8 protein-coding genes are annotated in these 15,149 nt (G+C 69.4%); all 8 read right to left on the bottom strand.

The annotated features are described in order from the left end of the window. Positions 1-11: 11 nt before the first annotated feature. The 8 genes from KV203_RS01550 to KV203_RS01515 all read right to left on the bottom strand — a co-directional run bounded on the left by KV203_RS01550 (position 12) and on the right by KV203_RS01515 (position 15,096). Positions 12-842, bottom strand: a complete 831-nt coding sequence (locus KV203_RS01550; protein WP_066467222.1) for a ChuX/HutX family heme-like substrate-binding protein — start codon at positions 840-842, stop codon at positions 12-14. Continuing rightward, positions 832-2,577 carry a diflavin oxidoreductase gene (locus KV203_RS01545; protein WP_066466981.1) on the bottom strand — a complete coding sequence of 582 codons (1,746 nt, stop codon included), beginning with the start codon at positions 2,575-2,577 and terminating at the stop codon, positions 832-834. Before KV203_RS01545 ends, KV203_RS01550 begins: the two co-directional genes overlap by 11 nt. Before the next feature lie 12 nt (positions 2,578-2,589). Beyond that, positions 2,590-8,073, bottom strand: a complete 5,484-nt coding sequence (locus tag KV203_RS01540; protein WP_157079654.1) for a glutamate synthase-related protein — start codon at positions 8,071-8,073, stop codon at positions 2,590-2,592. 123 nt (positions 8,074-8,196) lie between these two features. Next, the gene (locus KV203_RS01535) at positions 8,197-8,889 is read right to left on the bottom strand and encodes a sirohydrochlorin chelatase (RefSeq protein WP_066466983.1); all 693 of its coding nucleotides are present in this window, start codon (positions 8,887-8,889) and stop codon (positions 8,197-8,199) included. Beyond that, positions 8,886-10,016, bottom strand: a complete 1,131-nt coding sequence (locus KV203_RS01530) for a uroporphyrinogen-III synthase (RefSeq protein ID WP_157079655.1) — start codon at positions 10,014-10,016, stop codon at positions 8,886-8,888. The genes KV203_RS01535 and KV203_RS01530 overlap by 4 nt, the downstream gene beginning before the upstream one ends. Positions 10,017-10,090: 74 nt before the next feature. Beyond that, the gene (locus KV203_RS01525) at positions 10,091-11,482 is read right to left on the bottom strand and encodes a nitrate/nitrite transporter (protein WP_373279190.1); all 1,392 of its coding nucleotides are present in this window, start codon (positions 11,480-11,482) and stop codon (positions 10,091-10,093) included. Positions 11,483-11,647: 165 nt separating this feature from the next. Beyond that, positions 11,648-12,532, bottom strand: coding sequence for a transglutaminase family protein (locus tag KV203_RS01520; protein ID WP_083529772.1), 885 nt, complete (start codon positions 12,530-12,532; stop codon positions 11,648-11,650). Further along, a complete protein-coding gene (locus KV203_RS01515) occupies positions 12,529-15,096 on the bottom strand; it encodes a circularly permuted type 2 ATP-grasp protein (protein WP_157079656.1) in 2,568 nt (855 codons plus the stop codon). The genes KV203_RS01520 and KV203_RS01515 overlap by 4 nt, the downstream gene beginning before the upstream one ends. Positions 15,097-15,149: the final 53 nt, after the last annotated feature.

Below are 15,149 nucleotides of genomic sequence, written 5' to 3'. Positions count from 1 at the left end.
ACCCGAGGCACTCAGGCGGGCAGCGACGCGGCGATCTGCTCCCAGGCGTCGTGCACGTGCCGACAGATCGCGCCGGTCTGGGTGAGCACCGTGACGCAGCGGTGATCGTGGTCGTAGAGTTCCACGGCGGTGGTCGTGCCGGCGCCGCCGTGCGCGCTCGTGACCCAGCATTCCGCGATCGCGGCGGGCATCAGCACATATCGCGCCGCACCGAACACGGCGGCCACGTGCTCGCCGGCGCGCTCGACCAAGGCGGCAGGCCCCCGATGCAGTTGCACACAACCGCCACCCGGCACCGCCGTGGTGAACGGCAGGCCGATGTCGGTGAGATGGGATAGCAGATACGGCACCGTTCGGGGGGCGACCTGCCGGGCGCCGGTGAACGGCAGCACGTTGTACCGCTCCGAGGTCAGGGCGTCCAGATGGGTGATCTGGTCGGTTCCGCGCCAGTCGTGGTTCGGCCAGTCGACCGGCTCGGCGATCTCCGTGTACCCGGGCGGCGCCGCCTCCAGCGCGGTGATCACCAACCCGTCCGACAGCGGGGTGAAATAGGCCCGGTGGGTGCCCGGGTCACCGGACAGCGTGAGCGCTCGGGTGGTCACCGAGATCTCCTGCACCGCAGCGGGATGCACCCGGAGCGCGATCTGGTCCGCCCCGCAGACCAGAGCTTCGCCGGGTAATGCCGCCGGCTGGTACTCACCGGTGTGGCTCAGCAACGCGGCATCGTTCGCGGTAACCGACACCACAGTGCCGAGCGCCGACAACGCCGCGGCGACGGCCCGGGGACCGGCGTCGATCGTCCGGGCCGCGCAGCAGCGACAGGGGAAGCCGTCAGTACACATCGCGGACATACCGTTTCTCACGCTTGAGCGCGTTGACGTACTCGGTTGCGTCGTCGGCGCCGAGACCGCCGTGTTCGACGACGATCTCGTGCAGCGCATGATCGACGTCGCGGGCCATTCGGGTGGCATCGCCGCAGACGTAGAAGTGCGCGCCGTCCTGCAACCAGCCGAACAGTTCTCGGCCGCGCGCGCGCATTCGGCTCTGCACGTAGACCTTCTCGGACCGGTCCCGGGAGAACGCCAGATCGAGCCGATCCAGCAGACCGCCCGCGTGCCAGGCCTCGATCTCGGCCGCATAGATGTAGTCGTGTTCGCGATGCTGATCGCCGAAGAACAGCCAGTTACGTCCGCGGGCTCCGCGTTGCTCGCGCTCCTGCAGGAACGCCCGGAACGGCGCGATCCCGGTGCCCGGCCCGACCATGATCATCGGGGTGTCGTCGTCGGCCGGCACCCGGAACGACTTGTTCGGCTGCAAGAAGATCCGCGCGTCGGCACAGCGGTCGGCCAGAAAGGTCGAACAGACCCCGCCCCGATCCCGTCCGGTCGAGCGATACCGGACGCTGGCCACCGTCAGATGAATCTGCTCGGGATGGGCGAGCGAACTGGACGAGATCGAGTAGGCGCGATGCTGCAACGGCTTCAGCAGCGGGACGAACTCGTCCAGACTTAGCGCATCGCCGCCGATCCGGAGGATGTCGAGCACGTCCTTGCCGAAGAGCCAGCTGTCCAACACCTCTTTCACGCCACCGCGCAGGGCGTGCGAGAGCTCCTCGTTGTCGGCGCGGCTCTCCACCTCGCCGAGCAGATCCTTCGACGGCGTGCTGATCTCGTATCGGTGCCCGAGCAGCTCCCCCAACGATTCGTCGCCGACCGCCGTGTCGACCGACACCCGGAAATGGTCGGCGATCGCGGCCACCAGAGCCGGATCGTTCGCCGGCAACACCCCGAGGGCGTCGCCCGCCTCGTAGCCGATCCCGCTGTCGGCGAGCGCGAACTCGTAGTGCCGGATCTCCTTCGCCGACCCGGCCCCGGACAGCCGCCGATTGACCGGAACCCGGGCGCGGTAAGGATTCTTGCGGGTCCAGCCGGAGCGGGCGACGATGCTCGGCGGCGGCGCGGCGGAGACTCCGCTCGCCCCCGCCCGGGTGACCAGGGTCGTCACCGCACTCTGGACCCACTCCGCAGCGGCAGTTTCGTAATCGACATCGCAATCGACCCGGCTGATCACCCGGGTCGCGCCGAGCTGTTCCAGCCGGGTGTCGATCAGCTTGCCGGCCTGACAGAAGCCGTCGTAACCGGTGTCGCCGAGGGCCAGCACCCCGTAGTCGAGCCCGGCCAACCGCGGTGCGGTGTCGGCCGACAGCGCCGCCCAGAACAGTTCCGCGTTGTCCGGCATCTCGCCTTCACCGTAGGTGGAGATCACGATGAGCACGTGTGCGAGACCCGCGAACTCGTCGAGTTCGATCTCGTCGAGACCGGCAACCGTCACCGCGAAACCCTGCCCCCGCGCAGCCGCCGCGAGGTCGCCGGCCACGCTCTCGGCGTTGCCGGTCTGGGTGCCGAACAGGACCCGCAACAGCGGGCGCGGCCCGTTGTCCACATCGGCGACCGGTAGCACCGGCGGGATGGACAGCTGCAACGCCAACCGCGAGTGCAGCCCGGCGAGGAACCCGGAGATCCAGGCGCGCTGGTCCTCGTTGAACGGCGCGTCTTCGGGGATATAGGCAATCTTCATCTGCTCCGCACTTCATCTGCTCCGCACCGGATCTCGTCGGGAGCTGCCGCCGGCGCCGGCCGGTGCCGGCAGGGCGACCACCGGGATCGCGCGCTGGCAGAACAGCTCCTCGAAGGACGGCAACCGGCCGATCCGGTCGACGTTCTTCGCACTCTGATGCAACACCCAGCCGTAGGTGCCGGGGCTGTCCATCGAGCGAACGTTGCGCCGCCGCAACGCATCCTTGTAATCGGTGAGCCGCTTGTTCGCGACCAGCACCGCCAGTTCCTCGTCGTCGAAGCCGTCGATCGCCTCCCGCGCGTACCGCTGCAGTCGCTGGATCAGGAAGAAGTCTTCGGTGAGGATCAGATTTCGCACCGCCGAACCGATCCGGGGATCGCGCAGTTCGGTGACCGCCGGCGTCCGCTGCAGCGCGAGCTGCTGGGCAAAGTTCACCACCGTGTAGGTGTTCAGCAGGCGGTACATCTGCTCGGTGTCGGTATCGCCGTAGGCCGGAACCGAGCCGTCGATCACCGTCGCCCGGTCCCGGTAGGAGCACTGCACCTTGTGCACCTGATACCCGGCGAGCGCGGCGGCGAGTTCGTCGAGCAGCTCCTTGCGGGTCTTGGCGGCGAGGATCGCATCGGCATCCTGGTAGAGCAACAGCGCGCGCGGCATGGCGTAGACCAGATGCCGCCGAGTGTTCGGCCAGTCGGCCAACAGCTCCCGACCGCGTGCCGAATCAGTAGCCGCCACATGCCATTCCAGCAAGGTGCGGGCCGCCAGCTCGTGATACGCGGCGTCGCCGATCGGCCGCAGCAGGACCGAATCACGGCTCACCTCGGCCGGCAGCCGACCGGCCGGGTCGTACTGGTAGAGGAACCCGCCACTCATCCCGTTGGCGACACCTTTGCCGAACCCGCCGATATTGAGGACGGCGCCGTTGGTCATGTACTCGCAGAGGAACTCGCCGACGCCCTCCACCACCGCGGTGGCACCGGAGTTGCGGACCGCGAACCGATCCCCGGCCTGCCCTTCGACGAACAGCCGTCCGCCCGAGGCGCCGAACAGCGCAAAGTTGCCGATCAACACGTTGGCGTCGGGGGCGATCGAACCGCCGCCCGGGGAGCGAACCACGATGCTGCCACCGCAGGCGCCCTTGCCGACCCCGTCGTTGCAGGTACCGGTGTGGGCCAGCGACATTCCGTCGGTGCAGAACACCCCGTAGCTCTGCCCGGCCGAACCCGTGCTGACGATCCGGATCGAGTCCGGCGGCAGGTAGCGCCGCCCCCGATCGTCGACGATCACCGCGCCACCGGCCCGACCCGGATGATTGAGCATCCGTTCGAGGTCCACCGCGAGCTGACCGCCGACGCTCTTGTGCCGGTTGGTCAGCCGCACCGGCGCGAGATCGATTCCCGCGGCATCGAATCCGGCCGGATCGAGCTGGTCGAGGAAGGCGTCGTCGATCGAGTAGTCCTTCTCCAGGTAGACCGGGTGCTCGACGACCACCTCGGCGGCAACCGCGAGCATTCGGCGCAGATCCAACGTCCCGATGCCGGACGGATGGTTGAGCAGCTGCAGCAGGTCGCTGCGGCCCCGCGCGGCGCGTAACGACACCATGCCGAGGGTGGCGAGAATCTCCCGCACCTCGTGTGCGATGTTCAGCAGGTACTGACCGAGCGCACGCGGATCACCGGCGAACACTTCGGGATTGGTGGTCAGTCCGGCGGGACACTTGATGTTGCAGTTCTTCGCCATCACGCACTTGAGCATCATCAGCGCGGTCGTGCCGAACTCGAAGCTGTCCGCGCCGAGCAGCGCCGACTTCACCACATCGCTCGCGGTCTGGTGCGCGCCGGAACAGCGCAGGACCACCTTCTGCCGGATACCGTTGGCACACAATGCCTGATGCACTTCGGCCACGCCGATCTCGGCGGATCGACCGGCGTACTTGAGGCTGGTGACGGCCGCGGCGCCGGTGCCACCGGTGTTGCCGGCCACGTTGATCACGTCCGCGCCGGCCTTCGCGACGCCGACCGCGATGGTGCCGATCCCTTCCGACGAGACCAGCTTGACGATCACCCGCACCCGCGCGGCCTTGCAGTCGTGGATCAGCTGCGCCAGGTCCTCGATCGAGTAGGTGTCGTGATGTGGTGGTGGGGAAACGAGTTCGACGCCGGGGGTGCCGCCGCGAGCCGCGGCGATATCCACGGTCACCTTCGACGCCGGCAGCTGACCACCCTCGCCGGGCTTCGCCCCCTGGCCGATCTTGATTTCCAGCTCCTGCAACATCGGGTCGGCGAGATAGCCGGACCAGACACCGAACCGGCCGGAGGCGAACTGCTTGATCCGTGAGCCGCGGATGGTGCCGTACCGGGTGATGTGTTCGCCGCCCTCGCCGCAGTTGGACAACCCACCGACCATGTTGGTGCCGTGCGATACCGCCTCGTGGGCGCGTGCGACGAGCGCGCCGTGACTCATCGCACCGGAGGTGAGGGTTCGGGTGATCTCGCTGGCCGGCTGGACCTGATGCAGCGGAATCGACGCGGGCGCCGTCCGGAGCCGAGCGAGCTGCGCGTGCGCCGACCCGGTCGCCCGGATCCACAGCGCGGCGGCGTCACCCGCCGGGTCGATGCGCGATTCGACGATATCGGCGCCGAACCGGGCGTGCAGCGACTCCGCCAGGGCCGCGAGCCGGTCCGGGCCCTGCGTCAGCTGGACGCTGAATCCACCGTCCCGGGCGGCGCAGGCGAGCCCACGGACCAGGATCTCGTTGTTGCCGACGGGGGCGAACTGGCCCAGCTCCCGGGTGAAGTCGTCCGCGGTACGCGCAAAGTTGACGTCTGCCGGCAGTGCCAGCACATCGCGCAGCGCGGCCGGGCGGCGGCTGCGTTCGGCGGTGATGGCGAACACGAAGTTCCGGTAGCCGGGGGTGATGTCGAAACTGTCGATCGCCCGCGGGGTGAGCGCGTCGAAGCTGGTGTTGCGGTATGCGCGATCGTCCAGGCCGAACGCGCGCTCGAGTTGATTCAGCGGGAGCAGGCGCAGGTAGCTGGCATCGGCCATATCCGGGTTGTCCGGCCGGCCGGTGTCGTCGAAGGCGATCGGCTCTTCGGTCAGGTCGACGAAGCCGCGCACCGCGGTGGTGCCGTAGGAGTGTCCGGCACCTTCGGCGCGTTCCTTGAACAGGCCGAGCAGCGGCACGTCCTGCTCCGACGTGACCAGCAGCGCGCGAGCGTGCCAGGCCGCGGTGGCCTCGGCGATCGTCGCAAACCCGACCCCGGCCACCGGAGCAACGACATTCGGAAAGTACCGGCGCAGGACCGGATCGCCGGTGTCGAGGTAGTTCGGCTCGAAGAACTCGCCGCCGATGTAGCTCTCGGCGGTGCAGAGGCCGACCTTTCCCATCGTCTTCAGCAACGACTTCTCGGCGGCCTTGGCGAAATGCCCGAACGCCTGGTCGGCTTGCTCCCCGTACTTCTCCTCGGCCCGCATCCGTACCGCCAACGGGTAGACCGCCGAGGCACCGAAACCGAGGGTGGCGGCGATGTGGTGCGATGAACAGAGCTGGCCGCTCTCGGCGATCAACGAGACCCGCAGCCGTAGCCCCTCCTCGATCAGCCGCTGATTGACCGCCGACACCACCAGGATCAGCGGCATCGCGGCGAGTTCCCGGCTGACATGCCGGTCGGTGAGCACGGCGATTCCGCCGCGCTCCCGGGCGAAGGCTTCGATCCGATCGCACAGCGCGTCCACCGCATCGACCAGCGCCGTCTCGTTCGCCGTCGCGTCGTCGAGGTCGGCTCGATACCGGATGTCGAACCGGGCCAACGGAGTCCGGTCTTGCTCCCGGAGCTTGAGCATGTCCAGGTGGGAGAGCAGCGGCGACCGCACCACGATCTGTGGCGCGGGCGGCGCGCCGCTGTTCGGTTTGGCACCGAGCGCGACCCGCAGCGTCATCCCGTCGGCTTCCCGGATGCTGTCCAGCGGCGGGTTGGTCACCTGCGCGAACCGCTGCGAGAAGTACTTGGCAACCCCGCCTTCCTGATTGGCCAACGCGTTGATCGCAGCGCCGTAGCCCATCGCGGAGATCTTCTCCTGCCCGGTGGCGAGCATCGGATCCATCAGGAACTTGAAACTCTCCTGATTGAGCGAGTAGGCGACATAGCGCTGATGCCGGGTCAGATCGCCGTTGTACCGGGCCGGGGAAAGCTGGTTCTCCGAGGGGACCGGGGGGAGGTCGGCCAGCTCGACCCGCGCCCGGGCCAGCAGCGCCGGGTAATCATGCCGCGCGGCGAGCTGCTCGAGCGCCTCGGTGGTGCCGAACGAGCGACCCTGCGCGTGATCGTAGAACAGCATGCCGCCGGCCTCGATCCGACCGCGCCGCAGCACGGTGCCGGGCGGGAAGTCCACCTGGCCCGCCTCCGACATCACCCCCAGATACTCGGCGGTCTCGACGGTGCGCAACGGGCGCAGACCGAGTCGATCGAGCCGAGCTCCGATGATGGCGCCATCGCCGAAGATCAACGCTGCCGGACCGTCGTTCTTCTCCTCGTACAGGCTGAAATACTCCAGCATCGCGGTCACCGCGGGGCTGAGGGTGCGATCGTTCTCCCAGGCCGGCGGCATCATCGCGACGACGGCGGTCACCAGGTCCAGGCCGTCCTCGAGCACCCGGTTCTGCAGGGTCTGATCCAGCCGGCAGCTGTCCGATTGCCCGGCCGGGCGGATGACGGCGCGATTGCGGGCGCGGGCGATCGCGTTCTCCGACAGTCGGTTCTTCTTGTCGGTGTTCAGCTCACCGTTATGCGCTACCAGCCGAAATGGCTGGGCCATCGTCATATTCGGCGCCGTGTTGGTGGAGAACCGAGTGTGGAAGAACACCGTGTGCACCGCCATCCGCGGGTCGCTCAGATCGCGGAAGTACGGCACGACCTCCCCGGAGTTGAGTCGGCCCTTGAGTACCTGGGTACGGGCGCTGAGCGACAGCGGGTAGAGACCGAGCAGGTCCGCGCGGGTGTATGCGGGTTCCTCGATGGTCGTCAGCGCATCATGGATCCGCCGGTCGACATCTTCCCCACCGGTGCGGAACACCCACTGCCGGATCGGCAGCTGATACTTCGCGGCAGCGGTACGGACCGCCGACGCGTCCACGGGTATGTCACGCCGACACAGGATCTCGAAACCCTGCTGGTCCAGCGCGGCCTCGATCACCGCCACCGCCTCGGCATGGAACGCCGGATCGTTCGGCAGGAAGAAGTTGCCGACCCCGAAGTCACCCGGCTCCAGATCCGGATACCCGGTCAACTCGCGGAAGAAGCCCACCGACAGATCCAGGTTCACGCCGGCGCCGTCGCCCACTCCCTCGGCCGACATCCCACCGCGATGTGGCACCGCGCAGAGCGCCTGGTGCAGCTTGCCGATCACGTCGTGGCTCTGTACGCCGTCCTTGCGAGTCAGGAATCCGACACCGCAGGAACTCCGCTCCTGGCTCGGGTCGTACAGGCCGTTCAAATCCGTCGGTCTCCTCGTTCGCCAGGAATAGATAGCTTAGCCTAAGCTAATTCCATCTCCTGCGCTCCGCGAGAAGCCGCCGCCCTACCCGGGGCACCCGGGAGAATGGGGACCACCGCCCGGTCAGGCGGCGACCAGCACCGCCTCGCCCCGCCGCCGAGCGATCAACCGGACGACCGCCGGATGAATCCCCAACGGCTCGGCCACGACGTCGGCGCCGCACTCCCGTAGTCGCTGTTGGAACAGACCTTCGGCCAGCAGATACGACGCGACGGCCACCCGGCGACCGCCGATTCGAGCCTGCCGGACGACCTCGGCCACCGGCGGATAACCGCCACCGCCGCGGCTGGGTGCCGCGAACGCGATCCGAACCCGGCTGCCGACCAGTGCGGACAACATTGCTGCGGCCGCCCGCACATCGCCCTGAGCGTGCCGATCCGACGTTCCGGCCGCAGCCAGCACGACCGCATCGCCGGGCCGCCAGCCGGCGCCGAGCAGACGATCCAGCATCGCCCGAGCCAACTCCGGCGACGGGCCGAGTGCCCGCGTCACCGTGACCCGCGAATGCGCCGAGTCCGTCACTGCGGCCGGGACGTCCACCCGGACGTGATATCCGCTGGAGAGGAACAGCGGGACCAGCACCACCGGGTGATCGCCCAGTCCGGCCAGGACCTGCGTGGGATGCGGGCCGAGGACATCGACGAAAGCCAGCTGGACCGGGCCGGCGGAATTCGCCGACACCGCCGCCGCCAGCTCCGATATCCCCGCCACCCCGGCCGCGCTCCGGGTGCCGTGTGCGACGAGCAGAGTTGTCATGACGGCAGCTCCGGTTCGTCGATCGGCAGCCGGTAGCCGCGCTTGACCACCGTGGCGACCAGTTCCTTGCTCCCGAGACCGCCGCGCAGTCGGGCCACGGCGGCCTCCACCGCATGCGGATCGTTCCCGCCGAGGACCTGCAACACCTCGTCGCGGGTGATCACCGCGCCCGGCTCCCGGGCCAGCAAACGCAGCAGCAACAGCGAATTCGGGGTCAGCTCCCGGTAGTCTCCGTCCACCACGGCGCCGCACGCGCGCAGCCCCAACCTATGCCCCGCCACCGCCAACACCGCCCGGCGGCGCGGCAGCTCCTCCTCGATCAACCGAGCCAGCGCACCCAGCCGCATCCGGGTGGCAACCACCGTCGGCACCCCGATCCGGTCCAACGGGCCGGCCGTGACCGGGCCGACGCAGAACACCGTGACCGGCCCGGAAAGCGCACTGCGCACGCTGGCACCGAGCTGGAGTTCGTCGGCCCGGAGCAGCAACGACGCGACCGCCGGCGCCGAGGTGAAGGCAACGGCATCCACCTGGGACAGCGCGATCCGTTCGATCAACCCGTCGAGCGCCGCCGAGTCGGGCGGCGACTGCCAGCGGTACACCGGCACTGGAACCACCGTCGCGCCGCGCTCGGCCAGCACATCGAGGAAGCCCGGGGCCGGGTCCCAACGATCGGTGGCGCCGTGCAGCTGAACCGCAACCCGACGCCCGGCGAGCTCCGCCGGACCGAGATGCTCGAGCACTTCGGCCGACGACTCCGACGCCGGCGACCACTCCTCGCGCAGGCCGGCGGCCCGCAGCGCACCGGTCGCCTTCGGCCCGCGCGAGATCACCCGAGCCCGACCGAGCACCTCCAGCAACGCCGGCGCCAATCCCCAGCCCTCGGCTGCCGCCACCCAACCGCGGAACCCGATCCCGGTGGTCGCGATCAGCACGTCCGGTGGCTGCGTCAGCAGCTCGTCGGTGGCGATCCGGAGCTGCGCGTCGTCGGCCAGCGGAACCATCGCGATCGCCGGCGCGGACAGCACCGCCGCGCCGCGCCGCCGCAACATCGCGCCGAATTCGTCGGCCCGCCGGGCCGCGGTGATCGCCACCGTGAAGCCCAGCAGCGGGTCGCGCTCGGTCATTCGGCCCTGTCTCCCGTCATCCATCCGTGCTGCCACCGGCCCTCCAGCCTGCCAGACCGGCAGCACCGACGACCTCATCCGCGGGCGGGCACCAGGGCCGGCCCGGTCTCGGCCGCACCGGCGGTGGGCCGACGCACGTAGACCCGCCAGGTAACCCCGGCGGCCAGCAGATAGAAGCCGGCAAACAACCAGAATGCTGTGGTCGCGGCGCCGCTCGCCTGGTAGGACGCGCGCAACGCCAGGTTGATCCCGACTCCGCCGAGCCCGCCGATCGCACCGGCGATCCCGATGACCGCGCCGGACATCGCCCGCGAGTGACGCGCGCGGGCCGCCTCGTCGGCATCCATCGACCGGGCCTCGGCCTCGAAGATCGACGGGATCATTTTATACACCGAGCCGTTCCCGATGCCGCTGAGCAGGAACAACAGGATGAAGCCGGGCACCAGCACGGGCACGCTGCCACTGCCGATCGTGGAGCCGGCGACCAGCACCAGCGCACCGAGAATCATCCCGCCGAACGTGACCAGCGTGACCCGACCACCGCCGAGCCGATCGGCGAGCTTGCCGCCGTACACCCGGGACAGCGAGCCGAGCAGCGGACCGATGAACGCGATCTGCGCGGCATGCAGCGAGGCTTGCGCCGCGGTGTCGCCGTCGGCGCGGAAGCCGGCCTGCAGCACCTGACCGAAGGCGAACGAGAAACCGATGAACGACCCGAAGGTGCCGATGTAGAGCAGCGAGACGAGCCAGGTCTGGCGGTGCCGCACCGCGGCGAGCATCGCGGCCTTGTCGACCGTCGGAACCTGCAGATTGTCCATGAACAGGGCGGCACCGATGCCGGCGACGACCAGCAGGACCAGATACACCGCGCAGACCCAGTACGGTTCCCGGTTCCCGGCCACCGCGATCACCAGCAGGCCGACCAGCTGCACCGCGGGAACGCCGATGTTGCCGCCGCCGGCGTTCACGCCGAGCGCCCAGCCCTTCAGCCGCTGCGGGAAGAAGGCATTGATGTTGGTCATCGAGGAGGCGAAGTTGCCACCGCCGAAACCGGTCGCCGCCGCGCAGACCAGGTACACCCACAGCGGTGCGCCCGGATTGGCCAGGATCACGATCGTTGCGATCACCGGGACGGACAGCACGAGGGCGCTGAAGATCGTCCAGTTACGCCCGCCGAACCGGGCGGTGGCCAGGGTGTAGGGCAGCCGGAGCAACGCCCCGACCAGGGTCGCGGTCGCGGCTACCAGAAACTTGTCCGCGGTGCTCAGCCCGTAGACGTTCTCCGGCATGAACAGCACCATCACCGACCACAGGGACCACACCGAGAAGCCCACGTGTTCGGCGACCACCGACCAGATCAGGTTGCGCCGGGCGATCCGGGCACCCCCGCCGTCCCACGCGATGCGATCCTCGGGATCCCAGTCGGTGATCGTGTGTGCTCGCGACATCGGCGTCAACCGCGACATCGTCGCCTCCTCGTGCCGGCAACCCACGAATCTCGCGGGTAAAGCCGAAGGTAGGGAGCCGATGTTGCCCGACGACTGCCCCGAAGTGAACTCGTCATCACACGGGGCGGCGTTCGCCGGTGAGACCGATTCCTGCCCCGACCAGGACCGATGGCTTCCAGCGGGTCAGTGCGATACCTCGGCGACATCGACCGACACCGCGATCGTGCTGGTCGTCGAGTCGCTGTAGATGATCCCGCGCAACGGCGGGACGTCGACGTAGTCGCGTCCCCAACCGACCGTTACGTAGCGCTCGCCGACGAACTGATTGTTGGTCGGATCGAACGCCAACCAGGTGTCGTCCGGCAGCCGGACCGCTGCCCAGGCGTGGGTGGCGTCGATGCCGAACACATGCTCCCGGCCGGGCGGCGGATCGGTAGCCAGATACCCGGAGACGTAACGAGCCGCCAACCCCTGCGACCGCAGACAGGCGATCGCCAGCCGAGCAAAGTCCTGGCAGACACCGTGCCGGGCGGCGAACACGTCCGCGACCTTCGTCGACACCGTCGTCGAACCCGCGGTGTAGGTGAAATCGGCGAAGATGCGCGCCGTCAGGTCCGCGACCGCCTCGCCGATCGGTCGCCCGGGCCGCAACACGTCGGCGGCGTAGGCGCGGACCTCGGGGGTGATCTCGGCGGGCACCAGATCCAGCACGAACTCCACCGCGCGGGCGCCGTCGGCTGCGGTCGGGCGGGCCTCCTCCCAGGGCCGCAGCGCCGCCCCCTCGGTCAGCCGGCCGGGCGCGGGTGCCTGCACCTCGACCACCGACTCACTGGTGACCACCAGCTCCCAGTGCTCGCTGGTGACCTGGAAGTAGGAACTCAGGTTGCCGTACACATCCGGGCTCTGCGCCTCGTCGGTCGGCGCCGGTTCCACCTTCACCCGATGCCGGTGTAGCCGCTGTTGACCGGCGATGTCGCGGGGTGTCAGATAGGCCCGGCCGTAGGAATTGGTCACGACGTCGTCGTAGCTGTAGCTGGTCCGGTGCAGGACCCGGTAACGCCGACTCACGACACCACCCGCGTGCCCGCCCAGAGCGGCTGGATGTCGCCCGGACCGGACAACACGGCCGCCTCGAACACCTCGGCCACAGTACGCAGATCGGCCTCCTCGCCGTCGAGCAACTCGATCAGGTCGACGTGCCGGCCCGCGTCGTCGGCCGGCTCCAACCCGGCCGGATCCACCCGGCGCAGCCGAGCCAGCGCGCCGCCGACCAACCGGTCCGGCCGGGACGAACCGGACGCCCCGGGCAACGCCCGCAGATTCGCCGCCAACGCCTCCAGCTGGAACACCAGCGAACGCGGATTGCCGGCGTCGAAGAGGAGCAGCTGCACGAGCGCTGCAGTGCGGATCCGGCCCCGGTTGCGCCGTCGGTAGGTGACCGCGGACTCGGTGGCCAGCAACACCGACTCGGTGACCCGGCGTTCGACCGGTTCCGGCAGCGCCGTGGTGATCGACGCGCGGAGCAGCGCGATCAACGCCAGGCTGCGCTCCAACCGCTTACCGATGTCCATCACGTGCCAGCCCGAATCGTGCACCATCGACTCGGCACTCAGACCGGACAGCGACAACATCCCGACCAGGATCGCGGACTGCACGGTGGCCAGGCCGCCCTCGGTCGGCTCGGCGCGATACCCGCTCAGTTCCCGATCCATCGTGCCGAGCACCATCCAGGTGTCGCCGGACAGCTGATCGCGAACCGCGCGTGCGGCGTAGCCGTACCGGTCGACCGCGTAGGCGGCCGAACCGACCCGAGACTTGTCGACGGTCAACGAGCTCAGCTCGGCGAAGGCGGCGTCCGACCGACCGCCGGCCGCGTCGGCCGGCGCCACGGTCCCGGTCAACCGGCCCACCGCGCCCATCAACACCGGCACTGCGTCGCTGCCCTCCAGCCACGGCCGGTACCGGTAGTCCTGATACCGCTCGCGCACCGCGCTGAGCAGTCGCACCGTCGCCTCGGCCCGTTCGCTGTAGCGGCCCATCCAGAACAGGTCGCCGAGCACCCGGGGCGAACTGACCACTTCGGTGCTCGCGGCCCGGAACACCGGCAACGACTCCAGCCGGGCCTGCCCGTCCACCCGCACCACGTCGGCGTCGGCGACCCGGACCCACACGTCCTTGGCCGCGACCAGCTCACTGCCGGCGGCCGGGTCGAACTGCCAGCCCAGCCCGCCGAGCAACGGGGTATAGCCGGACCGCCGCATCAACGAGAACAGGCGCATACCGACCGGCGCGGCGGTCAGCCGGCCGGTCTGGTCGACCGCCGGTGCCAGCGAGTAGTGCGGCGGCTCCTGACCGACCCATTTCCACGGCTCGGCCTCGATCCGGGCGCGCAGCTCGTCGAGCTCGGCCGCAGTGCACTCGGCACCGGTCCACGATCGGTCGTCGGTCGCGGACCGGATGATCAATCGCGGCAGGTTGGCCAGCACGTGACTGCGTTGCGCATCGATCCCGGCCCAGTAGGACGCGACGCTCTCCAGCTGCAGGTCCGCATCGAGCAGGTCGCGACACAGGTCGGGCAGCAATCCGGTCAAGCCCGGGTTCTCCAGCACCCCGCTGCCGAGCGTGTTCACCACGGCGACGGTGCCCCGGCGCAGCGCCTCGACCAGACCGACCACCCCGAGCCGCGAGTCGGGGCGCAGGTCCAGCGGATCGGAGAATTCCGCGTCCACCCGGCGCAACACCACGTCGACCCGGCGCAGGGTGCCGAGCGAGCGCATCCACAGCCGCCCGTCCCGGACGACCAGATCGGCGCTCTCGACCAGCGGAAACCCCAACAACGACGCGAGGTAGGCCTGATCGAACGCGGTCTCGGAGAGGGTACCGGGGCTGAGCACGACGACCACCGGTTCCTCGGCGTCGGACGGCGCGGCTTCGAGCAACATCAATCGCAACGCCCGGGCAAACGGCGCCAGCGGCCGCGGACCGGCCTGTTGCAGGGCTGCCGGGGCCGCTCGGGTGATCACTTGCCGATCGGCGATCGCGTACCCCGCGCCGGACGGCGCCTGGGCCCGGTCGGCGTAGACCCGGAACCGGCCGTCCGGCCAGCGGCTCACATCGCAGCCGTGCATGAACAGCTGATGCCGACCACGGATGGTGATGTCGTGTGCGGCCCGCAGATAGCCGGCGTGACCGAACACCAGCTCCGGCGGAATCCGGCCCGACTCGATCAATCGCATCGGGCCGTAGATGTCGGCGAGGATCGCATCGAGCAACAGCGACCGCTGCTCCAGGCCCGCGGCCAGCGCATCCCACTCGGTCGCCGACAGCAGCAGCGGGACCGCGTCGAGCCGCCACGGCGACGGCGGAGCCGCCGGATCGTCGGGTCGTCCGCCGACGGCGGTGTAGGTGATCCCCTCGTTGTCGACCAGTTGCCCGATCCGCCGCTCCAGCGCAGCCAGACCGCCGGTACCGGCCGTGGCCAGGTCGCTGGCGAGGGCTCGCCACGACGGGCGAACCGCGCCGCGTGGGTCGACCACCTCGTCGTAGGCGTCCCCGGCGGGCCCGGCGCGGTACTCGTCGAGCGGTTCGGACCCCACTGCTGATTCGGATACCGTCGCGTGTTCGGTCGACACCTGACCCGACCATCCTTTCGATCACGCGCGCCGGTCGGCACACCGCAGACCCA

The sequence above is a fragment of the Skermania piniformis genome, from assembly GCF_019285775.1.
Classification (GTDB): Bacteria; Actinomycetota; Actinomycetes; order Mycobacteriales; family Mycobacteriaceae; genus Skermania; species Skermania pinensis.
Note: the sequence above shows the minus strand (reverse complement) of the source record. Positions and strands in the feature narration are given on the sequence as shown.

Excerpts from the sequence above, each read along its gene's own strand:
- KV203_RS01550 (WP_066467222.1), bottom strand. The coding sequence starts at position 842 with ATGTGTACTGACGGCTTCCCCTGTCGCTGCTGCGCGGCCCGGACGATC.
- KV203_RS01545 (WP_066466981.1), bottom strand. The coding sequence starts at position 2,577 with ATGAAGATTGCCTATATCCCCGAAGACGCGCCGTTCAACGAGGACCAG.
- KV203_RS01535 (WP_066466983.1), bottom strand. The coding sequence starts at position 8,889 with ATGACAACTCTGCTCGTCGCACACGGCACCCGGAGCGCGGCCGGGGTG.
- KV203_RS01530 (WP_157079655.1), bottom strand. The coding sequence starts at position 10,016 with ATGACCGAGCGCGACCCGCTGCTGGGCTTCACGGTGGCGATCACCGCG.
- KV203_RS01525 (WP_373279190.1), bottom strand. The coding sequence starts at position 11,482 with ATGTCGCGGTTGACGCCGATGTCGCGAGCACACACGATCACCGACTGG.